At 67.2% G+C, this 17,871-nt stretch carries 14 protein-coding genes; 3 read left to right on the plus strand and 11 right to left on the minus strand.

Going from position 1 to position 17,871, the window contains the following annotated elements:
- Both betB and betI read right to left on the minus strand, forming a co-directional pair.
- Window positions 1-1,461: a betaine-aldehyde dehydrogenase gene (gene betB / locus ACN0SE_RS04100; RefSeq protein WP_417523209.1), complete on the minus strand. Its 1,461-nt coding sequence runs from the start codon at window positions 1,459-1,461 to the stop codon at window positions 1-3.
- On the minus strand, window positions 1,458-2,039 hold the full coding sequence (betI, locus tag ACN0SE_RS04105; RefSeq protein WP_417523210.1) for a choline-responsive transcriptional repressor BetI: 582 nt from the start codon (window positions 2,037-2,039) through the stop codon (window positions 1,458-1,460). Before betI ends, betB begins: the two co-directional genes overlap by 4 nt.
- Before the next feature lie 115 nt (window positions 2,040-2,154).
- Here betI and ACN0SE_RS04110 point away from each other — a divergent pair, with 115 nt between their 5' ends.
- Window positions 2,155-3,075 carry a choline ABC transporter substrate-binding protein gene (locus ACN0SE_RS04110; protein WP_417523211.1) on the plus strand — a complete coding sequence of 307 codons (921 nt, stop codon included), beginning with the start codon at window positions 2,155-2,157 and terminating at the stop codon, window positions 3,073-3,075.
- A gap of 59 nt (window positions 3,076-3,134) precedes the next feature.
- Here the strand turns inward: ACN0SE_RS04110 and ACN0SE_RS04115 are convergent, their stop codons facing one another.
- On the minus strand, window positions 3,135-3,758 hold the full coding sequence (locus ACN0SE_RS04115; RefSeq protein ID WP_417523212.1) for a glutathione S-transferase family protein: 624 nt from the start codon (window positions 3,756-3,758) through the stop codon (window positions 3,135-3,137).
- Window positions 3,759-3,829: 71 nt separating this feature from the next.
- On the opposite strand from ACN0SE_RS04115, the gene choW reads away from it, so the two are divergent.
- Complete coding sequence (gene choW / locus ACN0SE_RS04120) at window positions 3,830-4,663, plus strand: choline ABC transporter permease subunit (protein WP_417523213.1); 834 nt, start codon at window positions 3,830-3,832, stop codon at window positions 4,661-4,663.
- Window positions 4,660-5,697, plus strand: a complete 1,038-nt coding sequence (gene choV, locus ACN0SE_RS04125) for a choline ABC transporter ATP-binding protein (protein WP_417523214.1) — start codon at window positions 4,660-4,662, stop codon at window positions 5,695-5,697. Before choW ends, choV begins: the two co-directional genes overlap by 4 nt.
- 618 nt (window positions 5,698-6,315) lie before the next feature.
- Here the strand turns inward: choV and cysG are convergent.
- Genes cysG through ACN0SE_RS04165 form a run of 8 tightly spaced genes read right to left on the minus strand, consistent with a single transcriptional unit; the run spans window position 6,316 to window position 17,832 of the window.
- Window positions 6,316-7,698: a siroheme synthase CysG gene (cysG, locus tag ACN0SE_RS04130; protein WP_417523215.1), complete on the minus strand. Its 1,383-nt coding sequence runs from the start codon at window positions 7,696-7,698 to the stop codon at window positions 6,316-6,318.
- A 27-nt stretch (window positions 7,699-7,725) separates the two neighbouring features.
- On the minus strand, window positions 7,726-8,682 hold the full coding sequence (locus ACN0SE_RS04135) for a glycosyl transferase family protein (protein ID WP_417523216.1): 957 nt from the start codon (window positions 8,680-8,682) through the stop codon (window positions 7,726-7,728).
- A complete protein-coding gene (locus ACN0SE_RS04140) occupies window positions 8,679-11,303 on the minus strand; it encodes a molybdopterin-dependent oxidoreductase (protein ID WP_417523259.1) in 2,625 nt (874 codons plus the stop codon). Before ACN0SE_RS04140 ends, ACN0SE_RS04135 begins: the two co-directional genes overlap by 4 nt.
- Window positions 11,303-11,635 (minus strand): nitrite reductase small subunit NirD, encoded by a 333-nt coding sequence (nirD, locus tag ACN0SE_RS04145; RefSeq protein ID WP_417523217.1) that lies wholly within the window; start codon window positions 11,633-11,635, stop codon window positions 11,303-11,305. Before nirD ends, ACN0SE_RS04140 begins: the two co-directional genes overlap by 1 nt.
- Window positions 11,632-14,064, minus strand: a complete 2,433-nt coding sequence (nirB, locus tag ACN0SE_RS04150) for a nitrite reductase large subunit NirB (RefSeq protein WP_417523218.1) — start codon at window positions 14,062-14,064, stop codon at window positions 11,632-11,634. Before nirB ends, nirD begins: the two co-directional genes overlap by 4 nt.
- Window positions 14,065-14,075: 11 nt before the next feature.
- Window positions 14,076-15,017: a GAF domain-containing protein gene (locus tag ACN0SE_RS04155; protein ID WP_417523219.1), complete on the minus strand. Its 942-nt coding sequence runs from the start codon at window positions 15,015-15,017 to the stop codon at window positions 14,076-14,078.
- Window positions 15,014-16,705, minus strand: coding sequence for an ABC transporter ATP-binding protein (locus ACN0SE_RS04160; protein ID WP_417523220.1), 1,692 nt, complete (start codon window positions 16,703-16,705; stop codon window positions 15,014-15,016). The genes ACN0SE_RS04155 and ACN0SE_RS04160 overlap by 4 nt, the downstream gene beginning before the upstream one ends.
- Window positions 16,706-16,749: 44 nt before the next feature.
- Window positions 16,750-17,832 carry an ABC transporter permease gene (locus ACN0SE_RS04165; RefSeq protein ID WP_417523221.1) on the minus strand — a complete coding sequence of 361 codons (1,083 nt, stop codon included), beginning with the start codon at window positions 17,830-17,832 and terminating at the stop codon, window positions 16,750-16,752.
- Window positions 17,833-17,871: the final 39 nt, after the last annotated feature.

The following is a 17,871-nucleotide window of genomic DNA, read 5'->3' on the forward strand; positions in this document are numbered from 1 at the left end:
TCAGAAAGGCGCCTCGATCTGGGACATGCGCACATAGACCGACTTGAGCTGCGAGTAATGCTCGATGGCAGCCTTGGCGTTCTCACGTCCGACGCCCGACATCTTGGAGCCACCAAAAGGCACCTCGACCGGGGCGTCATTGTAGGAATTGATGAAGCAGCTGCCTGCCTCGAGCTGGCGGATCACCCGGTGGGCGCGGGTGATGTCGGAAGTGAAGACCCCGGCGGAGAGGCCGAATTCGGTGGCATTGCCGCGCGCCACGGCCTCGGCCTCGTCGTCGAATTTCAGCACCGAGAGGACCGGGCCGAAGATCTCTTCGCGGGCAATGGTCATTTCGTCGGTGACATCGGCAAAGAGCGTCGGTGCCACCCAGAAGCCGGGGCCCTCCATCGCGGTGCCGCCGGCCACGAGGCGGGCGCCCTCGGATTTGCCTTTCTCGATATATCCCAAAACCTTGTCGCGCTGATCGGCGCTGACCAGCGGGCCGAAGTTGACTTGCGGGTCCAGCGGATCGCCGGTCTTCACGCCCTGCAGACGCTCGGCCATGCGGGCGACAAAGGCGTCGTAGATGCCGGCTTGAACGAAGACCCGCGTGCCGTTGGAACAGACCTGGCCGGAGGAGTAGAAGTTGCCGAGGATTGCGCCCGACACCGCATCTTCGAGGTTGGCGTCGTCGAAGATCAAGAGCGGCGACTTGCCGCCCAGCTCCATCGTCACGTTCTTTATGCCTTCGGCAGCGGCGGCATAGACCTTGCGGCCCGTGGGAACCGACCCGGTGAGCGAGACCTTGGCGATGCGCGGATCGGAAATCAGCCGCGCGCCGACGTCGCCCTGCCCCTGGATGACGTTGAAGAGCCCGGCGGGCGCGCCGGCCTCGACGAGGATCTCGGCCACTTTCAACGCGCAGAGCGTCGTGGTCTCGGAGGGTTTGAACACCATGGCATTGCCGCAGGCCAGCGCCGGGGCGGCCTTCCAGCAGGCGATCTGCGTGGGGTAGTTCCAGGCGCCGATGCCGGCGCAGACGCCCAGCGGCTCGCGGATGGTATAGGCCCAGTCCTCGCCCAGCTGGATGTGCTCGCCGGTCAGGCTGGCGGCCAGCCCGCCGAAATACTCCAGCGCGTCGGCACCGGAGGTCGCGTCGACCACCGAGGTCTCCTGGTAGGGCTTGCCGGTGTCGAGCGTCTCGAGCTGGCTGAGCTCGTGGTTGCGGGCGCGCATGATGTCGGCGGCACGGCGCAGCACGCGGCCGCGCTCGGTGCCCGAGCGCGCGGCCCAGTCCTTCTGCGCGTGGACGGCGGCGGCGATGGCCTGTTCGATGATGCTGTCTGTGGCGGCATGCACGGTGGCGATCTGCTCGCCGGTATAGGGATAGATCACCGCGATCTCGTCACCGGCGGCGTCTTCGATGTAATAGCCGCCGACGAAATGGCTGGCCTTGGGCTGGGGGGCGGGCAGGGTCATTGCGCGGCTCCTTTCAGTTCCAACTGGATGTGGGCCATGGCCAGATCGGCGGCATGGCGTTGTTCGGTCTCGCGCGGGGCAAGGCCCTCGCGCAGGTAAAGCCCGTCGATCACCGCCGCGATCCGCTCGGCGGCGGCGCTGGGATCGGTGACCAGCGGGCGCAGCGCGTGGCGCAGGTTGCAGCGCAGCCGCCGCTGGTAGATCGACAAGAGGCGCGCGGCGTCGTCGGACGACAGCGCCAGCGCGTAGAAGTTCATCCAGGCCGAGACCACCTCGCGGTGGAAATGGCCGGGGGCAAAGCCTGCCATGACAATTGCCTCGAGCCGCGCCTCGGGGGAGGCGGCGCCGCGCAGGGCGGTGCGCACGTCGGCGCCGTAGACGCTGAGGATATGCCGCATGGTCGACAGAAAGAGCTGTTCCTTGCCGCCAAAATAGTGATGCGCCAGCGCCGGCGACACGCCGGCCCGGCGCGCAATGGCCGAAACGGTGATGTCGAGGGTGCCTTTGGCGCCGATCTCGGCAATAGTCGCCCGTATCAGCGCTTCTCGACGGATCGGTTCCATTCCGACCTTGGGCATGAGACCCTCCGCATTGAAGTCTGGCAGTCATATGTTATTGATTGACTGGTCAGTCAATAAAAAACTATGGTGTTGATTGACTGGTCAGTCAACAATAATCAGGGAGACGAACCACATGAAACTAGCGATCACGGCCTCTGCGCTGGCCCTTGGCCTTGCGGCACCTGCCTTTGCCAATTGCGACGAAGTGCGTTTTGCCGATGTCGGCTGGACCGACATCACCGCCACCACGGCGGCCACCACCACCGTGCTCGAGGCGCTGGGCTACGAGACCGACATCAAGGTGCTCTCGGTGCCGGTGACCTATACCTCGCTTGCCAATGGCGACATCGACGTCTTCCTCGGCAACTGGATGCCCACCATGGAAGCCGACATCGCGCCCTACCGTGAGGCCGGCACCGTCGACACCGTGCGCACCAACCTCGAAGGCGCCAAATACACCCTTGCGGTGAACAAGACCGCGGCCGATCTGGGCATCAAGGACTTTGCCGACATCGCCACGCACAAGGATGCGCTGGATGGCGAGATCTACGGCATCGAGCCGGGCAATGACGGCAACCGCCTGATCCTGTCGATGATCGAGGAAAACGCCTTTGGCCTCGAAGGCTTCGAAGTGGTCGAAAGCTCGGAGCAGGGCATGCTGGCGCAGGTCGCCCGCGCCGACCGTCGCGGCGAGCCGGTGGTCTTTCTCGGCTGGGAACCGCACCCGATGAACGCCAACTACGAGATGTCCTATCTCACCGGTGGCGACGATTACTTCGGCCCGAACCTCGGCGGTGCCACCGTGCACACCAATACCTCGGCCGGTTATGTCGAGCAATGCCCCAACGTCGGCAAGCTGCTTCAGAACCTCGAGTTCACCCTGGCGATGGAGAACGAGATCATGGCGGCGATCCTCGACGATGGCGAAGAGCCCTCTGAGGCCGCCAGGACCTGGCTCTCGGCCAACATGGGCGTGCTCGACGGCTGGCTCGACGGCGTGACCACCAAGGACGGCGGCGACGCCATGGCCGCGGTAAAGGCCGCGTTGGAGTGATCCTGACCGTCTGGCAACAGACAGCCCCTGCCACCCGGCAGGGGCCGCAGGCCTGCGGCTCAGCCGTCCCTGGGCATCAGCGCGTTGTCGAGCTCGACCGCGCGCATGGCCGCGGGGCGGCTGCCCAGCCGCTTGGCGTAATCGGCAAAGCCGGGGCGTTCCGGCAGGGTGCCGAACTGCAGCCCGAACTGGATCTGCGCGCCGACATAGACATCGGCCGCGGTGAAGCGCGTGCCGCAGACATGCGGCCGCCCGTCGGCCAGCATCGCCGCCAGCGCATCGGCCACCATGTCGAGACTGCCATAGCCCGCCCGGCCGCGCGCCTCTGGCGTGTCGGGCAGCTCGAAGCCGAAGGCGGCATTGGTGATCGCGGCCTCTCCAGGCCCCGCCGCCAAGAACATCCAGCGGAAGAAATCGGCGTGTTCGCCCGGTTCCGGCGCAAGTCCCGCCTCGGGAAAGGCCATGGCGAGATAGGCGCAGATCGCCGCCGCCTCGGTCACCACCTGGCCGTCATGCACGATGGTCGGCACCTTGCCCATCGGGTTAAGCGCCAGAAAGGCCGGCGACTTCATCTCGGGGCCGTAGGCCAGCACCTTTGTTTCATAGGGCGCGCCCACCTCCTCGAGCATCCAGCGGGCAATGCGGCCGCGCGACATCGGGTTGGTGTAGAAAACAAGTTCCATCGGAAAACTCCCTGCGGGTTGGAGGAAACAGTGACAGCACACAGAACATTCGGCAACCGGGAGAGCGACAGATGGACTGGCTGACCGAAAACAAGATCCCCGTCGGCAAATCGGCGGCCTGGGTCTTCGACCTGATGCAGACCTACGGCGCGTGGTTCTTCGACGCGCTGTCGGATGCCATGGACGCGATGATCGAGGGCATCCTCTGGGTGCTGCAGACGCCGCATCCGCTGCTGATCATTGCCTGCTTCGCGGCGCTGACCTGGGTGTTGCACCGCAGCTGGAAGATCACGCTCTTCATCGTCCTGGGCTTTCTCTTCATCCTCAATCAGGGCTACTGGGAAGAGACCACCGAGAGCCTGACGCTGGTGCTGTCGGCCTGCGTGGTCTGCATGGGGGTGGGCGTGCCCATAGGCATCGCCGTGGCGCACAGGCCCAGGCTCTATGCCTGGATGCGGCCGGTTCTGGACCTGATGCAGACCCTGCCGACCTTTGTCTATCTCATTCCGGCGATTGTGTTTTTCGGCATCGGCATGGTGCCCGGCCTGATCGCCACCGTGATCTTCGTCGTGCCGGCGCCGATCCGGTTGACGCATCTGGGCGTGACCTCGACCCCCGATGCGCTGCTCGAGGCGGCGGATGCCTTTGGCGCCACCGGCTGGCAGAAGCTGGTCAAGGTCGAGCTGCCTTATGCCTTTCCGCAGATCATGGCCGGGCTGAACCAGACGATCATGTTGTCGCTGTCGATGGTGGTGATCGCGGCACTGGTCGGGGCCGACGGGCTGGGCGTGCCGGTGGTGCGCGCGCTCAATCAGGTGAACACCTCGCTGGGGTTTGAATCGGGCTTCGTCATCGTTGTCGTGGCCATCATGCTGGACCGGATGCTGAGGGTGGATCGCAAATGACCGAACCAAGGAAAAACGCCGTCGAGTTCGACAATGTCTCCATCGTCTTCGGCAATCATCCCGAAGAGGCGCTGCCCCTGATGGACAAGGGCAGGGACCGCGCCGAGATCCAGCAGCAGACCGGCCAGGTGCTGGGCGTGCACAACTGCCGCATCGACGTGAAGGAGGGCGAGATCCTCGTGCTTATGGGCCTCTCGGGCTCGGGCAAGTCGACGCTGCTGCGCGCGGTCAACGGGTTGAACCCGGTGGCGCGGGGCCAGGTCCGGCTGCGCTGCGGCGAGGAGATGGTCGATGTCACACATGCCGACCGCCAGACCCTGCGCGACCTGCGGCTCAGGCATGTGGCCATGGTGTTCCAGCAGTTCGGCCTGCTGCCCTGGCGCACGGTGCGCGACAACGTGGTGCTGGGGCTCGAGCTGGGCGGCATGAGCCGCACCGACCGCAATGCCCAGGCCGAGGAAGAGCTGGCGCTGGTGGGGCTGGCGGACTGGGCCGACCGCAAGGTCGGCGAGCTCTCGGGCGGGATGCAGCAGCGCGTGGGCCTGGCGCGGGCCTTTGCCACCAAGGCGCCGGTCTTGTTGATGGACGAGCCCTTCAGCGCGCTCGATCCGCTGATCCGCACCCGTTTGCAGGACGAACTGCTGGACCTGCAGCAACGCCTTGGCCGCACGATCATCTTTGTCAGCCACGATCTCGACGAGGCCTTCAAGATCGGCGACCGCATCGCCATCATGGAGGGCGGGCGGATCGTGCAATGCGGCACTCCGCGCGAGATCTTCTCGAACCCTGCCACCGAGTATGTCGCCGAGTTCGTGGCCCACATGAACCCGCTGGGTGTGCTCTGCGCCCGCGACATGATGGAGCCCGGCAGCGGCGACGGCCCCCAGGTCGCGCCCGGGACGCCGATCAACGACCTAGTGCAGATGTTCTCCGACAACGTCTCGCGGATCACCGTCACCGACGACGGCGAGGCGCTGGGCGTGATCACCCGCGACAGCCTGCTGCAACGCCTGGCCCAGACGATGCCGGGGTGAGGCAGGTGACGTCCCGGACGTGATCCGGGACCTCTCGCGATGCGGCAAGGCCAGGAGTTCGCGTCCCGGACTCGATCCGGGACCTCTCCTGCGCCCGCCCTATACCCCGAGCCGCGCCGTCGCCGGGCCGCGGTACGGCGATGCATCGATCGTTCTGCTCACTTTATCCCCGCCACTGGCGCGCTTTGAATAAACGATGCTTTTACGTCACCCAATCGCCGTGCCGATGGGGCGGCCCGGCGATGGCGCGGCAGCCTGCGGCCTTGTTCCGCGCCTTGGAGGGATAGTCCAAGGCTTGTCCGAAAGCGCCTCACGTCCCGGACTTGATCCGGGACCTCACCCTTCACCGCCGACCCCAAGCCGTGCCATCGGCGGGCCGCGGTGCGGCGATGCACCGGTTGGTCTGCTCGCTTTATCCCCGCCACTTGCGCGCTTTGAATGAGCGCTGCGCCCACGTCACCCAATCGCCGTGCCGAGTGGGCGGCCCGGCGATGGCGCGGCGGCCTTCGGCCTTGTTCCGCGCCTTGGTGGGATAGTCCAAGGCTTGTCGGAAAGCTCCACACGTCCCGGACTTGATCCGGGACCTCTCACGTCGAAAGTCCGCAAGCGCTCAGCTCCTCACGCCGACAGCGCCACCGGCATCTCCACTGCCTTCGGCCAGGTGATCAGCAGCACCGCCACCCCCGTCACCGCATGCGCCTCCAGGCAGTCCGTCAGCCCGTCTAGGCGGCAGCGCAGCTGTCGTTCGCCGGGCTTCGAGACCTCGACCGCCACGGTCACATCAGCCGCGCCGGGCAAGCCCCGCGCCAGCAAGCCGTCGACGATCCGCGCCGATTGCCGCACCGCCATGTAAAGCGCCAGCGTCGTGCCCGGTTGGGCGTGGCGGGCGCAGTCGGGCAGGGGGTCGTCGTCGCGGCAGGTGCCGGTGGTCAGCACCAGCGTGTCGGACACCCCGCGCGAGGTCAGCGACCGCCCGGCACTGGCCGCCGCGGCGCAGGCGGCGGTGATGCCTGGCACGATCTCGACCGGGATGCCCGCGTCAGAGGCTGCCTCGAGCTCTTCGGTCGCCCGGCCGAAAATGCCGGGATCGCCGCTTTTCAGCCGCACCACCCGCTGCCCTTTCAGCGCCGCCGCCACGATCACCGCGTTGATCCGGTTCTGCGGCCAGGCATGGGCGCCCACCACCTTGCCGACATAGACCCGCTCGGCATCGCGCCGCGCCAACTCGAGAATCTCGGTATCGACCAGCCGGTCATAGAAGATCACATCCGCCTCCTGCAACCGCTGCACCGCGCGCAGGGTCAGCAGGTCGCGCGCACCGGGGCCGGCGCCGACCAAGGCGATGGAGCCGGTGGTCTCGGCCCCCGGTGCGCGGCCCTGCGAGATCGCGGTTTTCAGTGCCTGCGCCGCCTCACGCTCGGCGCCGCGGGTCCAGGCCCGGCGCGGCGCATCGGCGAAGACCCAGGCCCAGAAGGCGCGCCTTTGCGCCGGGGCCACGCGCTGCGCCACGGCGCTGCGCATCCGGCCGGCCAGAGCGGCCAGACCGCCGAGGTTGGGCGTCAGCATCTCTTCCACTTGCGTCTTGATCTGCCGCGCCAGCACCGGCGCGGTGCCTTCGGTCCCGATCGCCACCACCACCGGGTCGCGGTCGACCAGCGAGGGCGTTGTCAGGTCGCAGAGATCAGGCCGGTCGACGACGTTGACCGGGCAGCCGCCGGCCTTGGCCAGCGCATGCAGCGCCGCGTCGAGGCCCGGGCAGCCGGTGGCGACAAAGCCCATCGCCGCGCCCTCGAACAGCGCCGGGGTGATCGGGCCTGCGTGCTGCATGGCGCGGCCTTCACCCACCAGAGCGGCCAGTTCGGCGTCAAGCTCTGGCGCGGCCAGCACCAGCGTCGCGTCGGTCTTGAGCATCAGCCGCGCCTTCTGCGCCGCCTGTTCGCCGCCGCCGCAGATCACCACCCGGCGGCCGGTGGTGCGGATGAACATGGGAAAGCTTTTCATGTCGGTCTCCTGTCGGGCCGGGGTGTGTCAGGCGGCGCGGGCGCGGTGGCGCCCGGTCCAGAGCGAATGTGCGAGGTCTTCGGCGCGCGAATGGCCCAGGGTCTCCAGCGCCAGCGCTGCGGTGCCTGTGACGATGGCGGTGGCAAAGGCATCGTCGCGCTCGCCGGCCCAGAGCGCGGCGAGATGCGCCGGGTCGGTATCGCCATCGTCCAGCCGCCGGGTCTCGTCGCAGAGCGCCGGGGCCACGCCCTGCCAACTCGCGCCATTGCGCAGCCCAAAGGTGGCGATCTCCTTGCCGACGTGGCGCTCGAACTCGCCGCCGCCGCCCTTGATGACGGTTTGGCGTTTCAGCCCGAGATGCTGCGCTGCCTCGGTCTGCAAGCCGCGATAGGACGGGTGAAACACCCCCTGAACCGAGGCCGCCGCGCCGCCGGGGTTGAACATCCGGCAGACAGTGTTGACGCAGGAGCGCAGGCTCAGCACGTCGCGCAGCCTGAGCAGGGCAAAGAGCTGCGGCGAGAGGGTTTCCAGTGGCATATAGGCGATGCCGTGGGTGCCGAGAATTTGCTCGCATTCAGCAGGATCGGTGACCGTGGCAATCTCTGCCGGGGCCAGGCCAGCACGCACCGCACCGTCACTGCCGTTGAAGCCGTGCATCAGCACCGAATGCCCGGCCCGCGCCACCAGCCGGGCCGAGAGCAGGAACCACGGCAAGCCGCGGGTGCGCCCGGCGGCGTAAGACGGCCAGTCGAGATCGGAGCGGGGCAGCGCCGGCAGGGCGGCGCAAGCGGCGCGGGCGAAGCCGGCGATTTCTTCCGGCGTCTCGCCTTTCATCCGCAGCAGCATCAGCAGCGCGCCTACGGCCTCGGGCGCGGCGTCACCGCGCAGCATCAGCGTCATCGCCTCCTGCGCCTCGTCCAGCGTCAGCGAGCGCGACCGGCCCGGCCCGCGGCCGAGGATGCGGACATAAGGTGCAAGGCTCATTCTGCGGCCTCCGGCGTGACACAGCGCGCCAGCAGATCGGCCAACTCGGGCCGGCAGGAGCCGCAGTTGGTGCCGGCGCCAAGCGCCGCGCCGATCGCCTCGACGCTCATCAGCCCCTGGGTCTCGATCGCAGTCAGGATGGTGTTCACCCCGACCGAGAAGCACGAGCAGAGCACCGGTCCGGGGTCCGGCTGGTCGGCGGGCGGGGCGCCGATGATTGCCTGCGGCGCCTCGGAGCCGGGCAGGGTCACCAGGTAGTCGCGCAGCACCGCCACCGGTTCCGGCGCGACGAAGAGCGCGGCGATCAACTGACCCCGGTCGTAGAAGGCGAGGCGCGCGATGCCGCGGGCGCTGTCGATCACCGATTGCACCTCGGCTGTCTCCAGCCCGAAGAGCCGGCGGGCCTCGGCCTCCCAATCATCAATCGGCGCGGTGCCGGCCAGTTCGGCGCGAAAGCCCGAGGGCGTGCGGGCGCGGGCCCAATAGGCGCAGTCTGGCGCGAGGTCCGTCGAGGAGACGGCAAAGCCGTACCAGGCGGCCTCGAGCCGGGTGACCGCGACCACGCCGGCCTTGCTTTCGGGCTGGCCCGAAACCGGGTCGACCACCGGCGCCACCAGCGCATCGATCCGGGCCGAGGGCGCGGTCTCGCCGGTCCAGTGGATCGGCGCAAAGACATCGCCGCGCTGCACGTCGGTGCTGATCCGGGCGCGCAGGATGGCACTGCCTTGCGGGCTCTCGACCTCGACCAGATCGGCCGGGCGCAGGCCGAGCCCGGCGGCATCGGCGGGATGGATGTCGAGGAAAGGCTCGGCCAGATGCGCCGAGAGTCGCGGCGACAACGCGGTGCGGGTCATCGTGTGCCACTGGTCACGAATGCGCCCGGTGTTGAGCCGGAAGGGATAGCGCGGCGCGCGTTTGGCCTCTGGCGGGCGGTGGCGCAGGGGCAGCATCTTGGCCCGGCCGCCCTCGTGGAAGAAAGCGCCATCGGCAAAGAAGCGGCCACCCTGCCGGGCCTCGGTCAGCGGCCAGCGGCTGGGGGCGAGGCGGTCGTAATCCGGGTCTTCCAGATCGCGCAGGGCCGAGATGTCGAAATCGCGGCCGAAGTAGCCGGCAATGCCCGACAGCGCGGCATATTCACGAAAGATCTCGGCCGGGCTTTGATAATCGAAAGCGGCGTGCCAGCCCATGCGACGGCCGACGTCGGCGAGGATGTCCCAGTCGGCGCGGGCCTGTCCCGGCGCCGGCAGAACGCTGCGCTGGCGGCTGATGGTGCGGTCGGAATTGGTGACGGTGCCGCTTTTCTCGCCCCAGGCGGCGGCGGGCAGCAGCACGTCGGCCAGCCGCGCGGTATCGGTCTCGGCGGTGATGTCCGAGACCACGGTGAACTCGCAGCCGGCAATGGCATCGCGCACCGCATTGGCGTCGGGCAGGGTGACGGCGGGGTTGGTGTGGATGATCCAGAGCGCCTTGATCCGCCCGTCGCCCACCGCCTGGAACATGTCGACGGCCTTGAGGCCCTGACGTTCGGGCATGGCCGGGGCCTGCCAGAATTCGCGCACGGCGGTGCGGTGGCTGGGGTTCTCGATGTCGAGGTGACAGGCCAGCATGTTGGCCAGACCGCCGACCTCGCGCCCGCCCATGGCATTGGGCTGGCCGGTGACCGAAAACGGCCCGCAGCCCGGCGTGCCGATGCGGCCGGTGGCGAGGTGACAATTGAGGATGGCGTTGACCTTGTCGGCGCCGGCGCTCGACTGGTTCACACCTTGAGAAAACACGGTGACGACCTTGTCGTGCCGCAGCCAGAGCTTGCAGAAGGCGGCGCTCTCGGCCTCGCTCAGCCCGGTGACCGCGGCGTCATCGGCATAGGCCGCTTCGAGCGCAGCGTCGAAGCCGTCGACGTGGCGTAGGTAGTCCTTGTCAAAGGCACCGCCCTCGTAGATCTCGACCAGCAGCCGGTTGAAGAGCGCAACGTCGCTGCCCGATTGCAGCGCCAGATGCATGTCGGCGCCGTCGCAGCTGGCGGTGCGGCGCGGGTCGATGACGACGATTTTCGTGCCGCGCTTTGCCCGCGCGGCCAGCAGCCGCTGGTAGAGCACCGGGTGGCACCAGGCGAGGTTCGACCCCACCAGCACCACCAGATCGGCCTCGTCGAGGTCCTCGTAGGTGCCGGGCACGGTGTCACTGCCGAAGGCGCGCTTGTGGCCGGCCACGGTCGAGGCCATGCAGAGCCGCGAGTTGGTGTCGATATTGGCCGAGCCGATGAAGCCTTTCATCAGCTTGTTGGCGACGTAGTAATCCTCGGTCAGAAGCTGGCCCGAGACGTAGAAGGCCACCGAATCCGGGCCGTGCCGCGCGATGGTGTCCGAGAACTTCTTGGCCACCAGATCAAGCGCGCTGTTCCAGCTGACCTCCTGGCCGCTGATCCTCGGTGCCAGCAGGCGGCCGGCGTGGCCGACGGTGTCCCCGAGCGCCGTCCCCTTGGAGCAGAGCTTGCCGCGATTGGCCGGGTGGTCCGGGTCGCCCCGGACCTCGAGCCCCCCGGTGCCGTCGGGGCGCAGCAGCACGCCGCAGCCCACCCCGCAATAGGGGCAGGTCGAGCGTGTCTCGCCTGCGGCGGCCATCACGCCGCGCTCCGCTGTGCCAGCCGGGTGGCGTCGATCAGGATGCGACCGGCCTCGACGCGCACCGGGTAGGTGGCGATGCGGCCCTCGTCGGCGCCCTGGGCCTCGCCGGTGTTGAGGTCGAACACCCAGTTGTGCAGCGGGCAGGTGACCGACTGGCCGTGCACGATGCCGTGGTTCAGCGGTCCGCCCTTGTGCGGGCAGCGGTCCGAGGTGGCAAAGACCTCATCCGGCGCGGTGCGGAACAGCGCCACGCAGCCGATCTTGGTCTTGAGCACCCGCGCGCCGCGCAGGGGGATGTCGTTGATGTCTCCGATATCAAGCCAGGTCATTCCGCGGCCTCCAGGGTAAGATCGGCAAGGGGGGCATATTGCTCGGGCCGCGCGCTGGCCTCTTCGGCCCAGGGGTCCTTGCGATAGATCGTCTGCGACAGCTCGAAGCGTTCGATCAGGGCGGCCCGTTCGGCGAGATCGTCGACCACCCGTTCCTTGACCCAGTCGAGCCCGACCTTGGCGACCCATTTGTAGGGCCGGTCAAGGTACTTGGCGTTCTCGCGGTAGAGCTGCATGAAGGCGGTGGCGAGGTCGATCGCCTCCTGCTCGGTGGCCACGTCTGCCAGACGCTCGGTTTCCTTCACGTCCATGCCGGCAGCCCCGGCAACGCCGATCTGATAGCCGCTGTCGACGCAGACCACGCCGATGTCCTTGCAGGTCGCTTCGGCGCAGTTCCGCGGACAGCCCGAAACCGCCAGCTTGACCTTGTGCGGTGTCCAGGAGCCCCAGAGCTTCTTCTCGAGCTGGATGCCGAGGCCGGTCGAGTCCTGCGTGCCGAAACGACAGTGATCCTTGCCGACGCAGGTCTTCACCGTGCGCAGGCCCTTGGCATAGGCGTGGCCCGAGACCATGCCGGCAGCGTTGAGATCGGCCCAGATCGCCGGCAGGTCCTCGCCCTTGACGCCCAAGAGGTCGATGCGTTGCCCGCCGGTGACGTGAACCGTGGGCACGTTGTACTTCTCGGCCGCATCGGCGATGGCGCGCAGTTCGTTCGGCGTGGTCATGCCGCCGAACATGCGGGGGACGACCGAGAAGGTGCCGTCCTTCTGGATGTTGGCGTGCTTGCGCTCGTTGATGAACCGGCTTTGCGGGTCGTCCTGGTACTCCAGCGGCCAGTCGGCCAGCAGGTAGTAGTTCACCGCCGGGCGGCAGACATGGCAGCCGTTGGGCGTGGTCCAGCCCAGCTCCTGCCAGACGGCGGCCTGGCTTTTCAGTTCTTGCGACTTGATCAGCCGGCGCACGTCCTCGTGGCTGAGGTCGGTGCAGCCGCAGATCGGTTGCGCGGTCGGCATCTGGAAATCGTCGCCCAGCGTGACTTGCAGGACCTGTTCCACCAGCCCGGTGCAGGTGCCGCAGGAGGCGCTGGCCTTGGTGGTGGCCTTGATCGCGCCGAGGTCTGTGGCCCCGCCTTCGATGGCCTGAACGATGGTGCCCTTGCAGATGCCGTTACAGCCACAGATCTCCGCATCAAGCGGCAATGCTGCAACGGCTGACAGAGGGTCCGCGGCGGCACCTCCCTGGTAGGAGGGGCCAAAGATCAGCGTGTCGCGCATCTCTTCGATGTCGGTACCGTCCTTGATCAGGCCGAAGAACCAGTTGCCGTCGGCGGTATCGCCGTACATCACCGCGCCGATCAGCTTGTTGCCCTCGATGACGAGACGCTTGTAGACGCCGCGCGCCGGGTCGCGGAAGACGATGTCCTCGCGGCCTTCGCCTTCGGCGAAATCGCCAGCGGAAAACAGATCGCAGCCGGTGACCTTGAGCTTGGTCGAAAGCTCCTTGGGGACGAAAGCGCCGTCTTCGCCGAGCAGCGCGGCGGCGAGGATCTTGGCCTGGTCGTAAAGCGGGGCGACGAGGCCGAAGAGCTGACCGTCGAATTCCACGCATTCGCCGACGGCATAGATGTCGGGATCAGAGGTCTGCAGCTGGGCGTTGACGTCGATGCCGCGACCCACCTCGAGGTGCGCATCATTGGCCAGCCGGGTCTCGGGACGGATGCCCACGGCCATGACCACCAGATCGGCCGGCAGGGTCTCTCCGCTTTCCAGCAGCACGGCCTCGGCCTTGTCCTCACCCAGAATGGCCTTGGTTGAGGCTTGGGTCTTGACGGTGATGCCGCGGCCTTCGAGGTCCTTGCGCAGCAGATAGCCTGCGGCTTCGTCAAGCTGACGCTCCATCAGGTGACCCATCAGGTGCAACACGGTCACGTCCATGCCACGCTGGGCGAGGCCGGCGGCCGCTTCCAGACCCAGCAGACCACCGCCGATCACCACCGCGCTGCCGCCCTTGGCGGAGGCTTCGATCATCGCATTGGTGTCGTCGAGATCGCGGTAGGTGATGACGCCGGGCAGGTCCTTGCCGGGCACCGGGATGATGAAGGGGGCGGAGCCGGTGCCGATGATCAGCTTGTCATAGGGCACTTCGCCGTTTTCGCCGATCACCACCTTGCGCTCGCGGTCGATGCCCACCACGGCCTCGCCAAAACGGCAGGTGACCTTGTGCTCGGCATACCAGGCGTCATCATGGGTGACGATCTCGGCATAGCTCTTTTCGCCCGACAGCACAGGCGACAGCATGATGCGGTTGTAGTTGCCGCGCGGTTCGGCGTTGAACAGGGTGACTTCATAGGCGTCGGGGGCTGCGTCGGCCAGATGCTCCAGCACCCGTCCCGAGGCCATGCCCGCGCCGATAACGACCAGTTTCTGCATGTCGTTTCCTTTCAAGAATACCAGGCGACGATGTGAGACAGCTCGCCCTTGGAATGGATCGGCAGGGCAACGAAATTCTCGTAGCCCGCGGCAATGCCGGGCACCGCCTGCTCGACCACCGGCAGGCCGGTGCCCAGCGCGCGTCCGATCAGCCCCTGCCAGGCGGTGGCGCGGCGCGGCTCTTCTGCCTCGCCGGCCCAGAGCCGGCCTTCGCTGGCGCAGATGCCGTCGATCAGCACCGCGTCATTGGCCTTGCCCACCCGGGCAGCGCGGGCGTCCCAGATCTCGAACCGCCGGGCGATCGGTGTGCCCCGCGCCGAGAGCAGGGTCAGGATGAAGGTCTCGCCAGAGGGCACCGGGACCGGCAGGCCGAGACCGGTGGTCAGCCCCGCCTTGCCGGCGCTTTCGGCCCGGACAAAGCCGTAGGAGGCACCGAGATCGCGCATCAGGATCGGCGTGTTGGCCGCCCAGACTGCGCCGGGCAGGCCCTGGCCACGGGGGAACTGGGTGTGCTTCGAGACGAACTCGAAGTGTTTCGCCGCGCCGTAATAGCCGTCATCCAGCGTCAGCAGGCTGTCGGCACCTTTCCAGACCTCGAGCGCGCCGATCCGGTCCTCGCCGTCGCCGCAGAGCACGACGAGCACCGATTTCAGCACCTTGCCGTCAAACAGCGGCACCGCGACGGCGCTGGTCAGACCGGCGGCCCTGGCGGCCTCGGCGCGTTTGAAGGAGGCAGGCTCCAGCGACTTGAAGACCACCGGTCGCTCCTCGGCCCAGGCCTTGCCGGGCAGGCCTTCGCCCTTGATGAAACTGGTCTGGCCGGAGGCGGCCTTGAAGTCCACCAGGTCGCCGTAGTTTCCTCCGGCGAGGGTCAGCCTGTCGCCTTCGGGCACCCAGACCTCGGTCACCTCGATGAAGGTGCGCGTGTCCTTGTCGATCATCGCTTCCATCATGCGGCTTCCTTCTCGTCCGGAGTCGCGGCGCGGGCGGCGGCCTTGGGCTTGGCGCCGTGTTCGTATTCTTCGAGGAAGCTCAGCACCTGCTCGCGATAGGCGTAGTAATCGGGGTGTTCCAGCAGCGCCTTGCGGGTGCGCGGGCGGGGCAGGTCGACGTCGACGATGCGGCCGATGGTGGCCTGCGGGCCGTTGGTCATCATCACCACGCGGTCGGCCAGCAGGATCGCCTCGTCGACGTCATGGGTGACGCAGATCGCGGTCACCTTGGTGCGCGACCAGACCTCCATCAGCACCTCCTGCAGCTCCCAGCGGGTGAGGCTGTCGAGCATGCCGAAGGGCTCATCCAGCAACAGCAGCTTGGGGCTGAGCGCAAAGGCGCGGGCGATGCCGACGCGCTGCTTCATGCCGTTCGACATGTCGGCGGCCGAGCGGTCCATGGCATCGGCCAGACCCACGCGTTCGAGGTAATATTCCACCACGTCCTGCCGTTCGGCCTGGCTGGCCTTGGGGTAGACCTTGTCGACGCCGATGGCGCAGTTCTCGCGCGCGGTCAGCCAGGGGAAGAGGTTCGGCGACTGGAACACCACCGCGCGTTCGGGATCGGCGCCCTGAACGTGGTAGCCATCGAGCCGGATCGCGCCCTTGGAGATCGAATTGAGCCCGGCGGCCATGGTCAGCACAGTGGACTTGCCGCAGCCGGAGTGGCCGATCAGCGAGATGAACTCACCCCGGTTCACCTTGAGGTCGAAGTTCTCGACCACGGTGAGCGGGCCTTTCGGGGTGGGGTAGATCTTGTGCAGCTGCGAGAAGTCGAGGAAGCGCTCGTCGATCATGCCTTCCTGCGCGTCCTTGACGGCCTTCGGCACCGAATGGATCGGCGTCACGTCCGGCAGGATGCGCGAGCCTTCGACCTTGGCCTCGATGCCCACGTCCATCAGGTAGGTGGTGACCTTGGCGCGCAGGGCCTTGAAGCCGTCGTGGTGGTTCATCTCGGCCCGGTCGCGGGGGCGGGGGATCTCGACCGCAAATTCCTCGCCCAGGGTGCCATCGGGGTTCAGCGCGATGATCCGGTCGGCCAGCATGATCGCCTCGTCGACGTCGTTGGTGATCAGCACGCAGGTCTTCTTGTCGGCCTCCCAGATCGCCTCGATCTCGTCCGCCAGGTTGGCGCGGGTGAGCGCATCCAGCGCCGAGAGCGGCTCGTCGAGCAGCAGCACCTCCGGGTTCATCGCCAGCGCGCGGGCGACGTTGACCCGCTGGCGCATGCCGCCGGACAGTTCCGCCGGGCGACGATGCGTGGCGTGGGAGAGCCCCACCATGTCGACGTATTTGGCGACCTTCTCGGCTTTTTCGGCCTTGGCCATGCCGGGGAAGATCGTGTCAACCGCGAGGCCCACATTGCCCGCCACGGTGAGCCAGGGCATCAGCGAGTAGCTCTGGAAGATCACGCCACGTTCCGGGCCGGGGCCGGTGATCCGCTTGCCCTTGAAGGTGACTGCCCCCTTGGTCGGCTGTTCCAGACCGGCCATCAGGTTGATCAGCGTCGTCTTGCCAGTGCCGGAGAAGCCCAGGAGAACGAGGAACTCGCCCTCCCGCACGTCCAGATCGATGTTCTTGAGAACCGGGGTGGCGGCCGTGCCTTCACCGAAGCTCTTGGAGACATTGTCGAATTTGAGGATGCTCATCTGCATGTCCTTTCTGCGCTACCGCGTTGCGGCCAGGGCGGCTGTCAGCGGTTGTTCGAGAAGGTGAAAAGCGATTGCAGTGCGAACATCACCCGGTCGAGCAGGAAGCCGATCACGCCGATGGTCAGCACGGCGACCATGATCTTGGCGAGGCTCGAAGAGCTGCCGTTCTGGAATTCGTCCCAGACGAACTTGCCGAGACCGGGGTTCTGCGCCAGCATTTCGGCGGCGATCAGGACCATCCAGCCGACACCCAGCGACAGGCGGAGACCGGTAAAGATCAGCGGCAAGGCCGAGGGCAGCACCAGCTTGGTGATCTTGGTATAGGTGTTCATCTTCAGGACCTTGGAGACGTTCACCAGGTCCTTGTCGATGCTCGCCACACCCAGCGCCGTGTTGATCAGCGTCGGCCAGAGCGAACAGAGCGTCACGGTGATCGCCGAGATCAAGAACGACTTGGAGAACATGCCGTCGTTGGTGGCATAGACCGCCGAGACGATCATCGTGACGATCGGCAGCCAGGCCAGCGGCGAGACCGGCTTGAAGATCTGCACCAGCGGGTTGATCGCGGCATTGGCGGTGGGTGACAGGCCGGCGGCGATGCCCAGCGGCACGGCGACGGCGGTGGCGATCAGGAAACCGAAGAAGACGGTTTTGATCGAGGTCCAGATCTGCTGGTAGTAGGACGGCGCGCCGGTATAGGCGATGTCCTTGACCTCGTCACCGCGGCCGGCCTCGACGAGCTTGTCGTTGCGCGCCGCGACCATCGTCTCGAACTTCTCGCGCTTGGCCGCCTTGGCCTGGGCGTCTTCATGCAGGGTGACCGCCTCGACCCAGACTTCCGCCGGGCCGGGCACAGCGCCGAGCGAGGTCTGCACCTTGGGTGCCAGTGTAGACCAGAGCATCAGGAAGGCGATGATGGCGATCAGCGGCACCGCCAACAGGCGCCAGATTTCCTTGAACTGCGCCTTGGGGTTGTCGCCGGCGGCGGCCTTGAGCACCGGTGTGGCCCAGCTGAGGCCCAGCACCTGGAACCATTTGTCGGCGGCGTTGATGCGGGTGAAGAGACGGGCGCGACGGGCCTCGCGGGCCTCGGCGGCGGAAAATTCGGGATCGACGGTTGTCATGGGGGGCTTCCTTGAAATCCGGTGGCAGCTGGGGCCGCT

The sequence above is a fragment of the Marinovum sp. genome (assembly GCF_048263515.1).
GTDB lineage: Bacteria > Pseudomonadota > Alphaproteobacteria > Rhodobacterales > Rhodobacteraceae > Marinovum.

Bases quoted from the DNA above. Each gene is read 5' to 3' on its own strand.
- betB (WP_417523209.1), bottom strand. From the start codon at position 1,461: ATGACCCTGCCCGCCCCCCAGCCCAAGGCCAGCCATTTCGTCGGCGGC.
- betI (WP_417523210.1), bottom strand. From the start codon at position 2,039: ATGCCCAAGGTCGGAATGGAACCGATCCGTCGAGAAGCGCTGATACGG.
- ACN0SE_RS04110 (WP_417523211.1), top strand. From the start codon at position 2,155: ATGAAACTAGCGATCACGGCCTCTGCGCTGGCCCTTGGCCTTGCGGCA.
- ACN0SE_RS04115 (WP_417523212.1), bottom strand. From the start codon at position 3,758: ATGGAACTTGTTTTCTACACCAACCCGATGTCGCGCGGCCGCATTGCC.
- choW (WP_417523213.1), top strand. From the start codon at position 3,830: ATGGACTGGCTGACCGAAAACAAGATCCCCGTCGGCAAATCGGCGGCC.
- choV (WP_417523214.1), top strand. From the start codon at position 4,660: ATGACCGAACCAAGGAAAAACGCCGTCGAGTTCGACAATGTCTCCATC.
- cysG (WP_417523215.1), bottom strand. From the start codon at position 7,698: ATGAAAAGCTTTCCCATGTTCATCCGCACCACCGGCCGCCGGGTGGTG.
- ACN0SE_RS04135 (WP_417523216.1), bottom strand. From the start codon at position 8,682: ATGAGCCTTGCACCTTATGTCCGCATCCTCGGCCGCGGGCCGGGCCGG.
- ACN0SE_RS04140 (WP_417523259.1), bottom strand. From the start codon at position 11,303: ATGGCCGCCGCAGGCGAGACACGCTCGACCTGCCCCTATTGCGGGGTG.
- nirD (WP_417523217.1), bottom strand. From the start codon at position 11,635: ATGACCTGGCTTGATATCGGAGACATCAACGACATCCCCCTGCGCGGC.
- nirB (WP_417523218.1), bottom strand. From the start codon at position 14,064: ATGCAGAAACTGGTCGTTATCGGCGCGGGCATGGCCTCGGGACGGGTG.
- ACN0SE_RS04155 (WP_417523219.1), bottom strand. From the start codon at position 15,017: ATGATGGAAGCGATGATCGACAAGGACACGCGCACCTTCATCGAGGTG.
- ACN0SE_RS04160 (WP_417523220.1), bottom strand. From the start codon at position 16,705: ATGAGCATCCTCAAATTCGACAATGTCTCCAAGAGCTTCGGTGAAGGC.
- ACN0SE_RS04165 (WP_417523221.1), bottom strand. From the start codon at position 17,832: ATGACAACCGTCGATCCCGAATTTTCCGCCGCCGAGGCCCGCGAGGCC.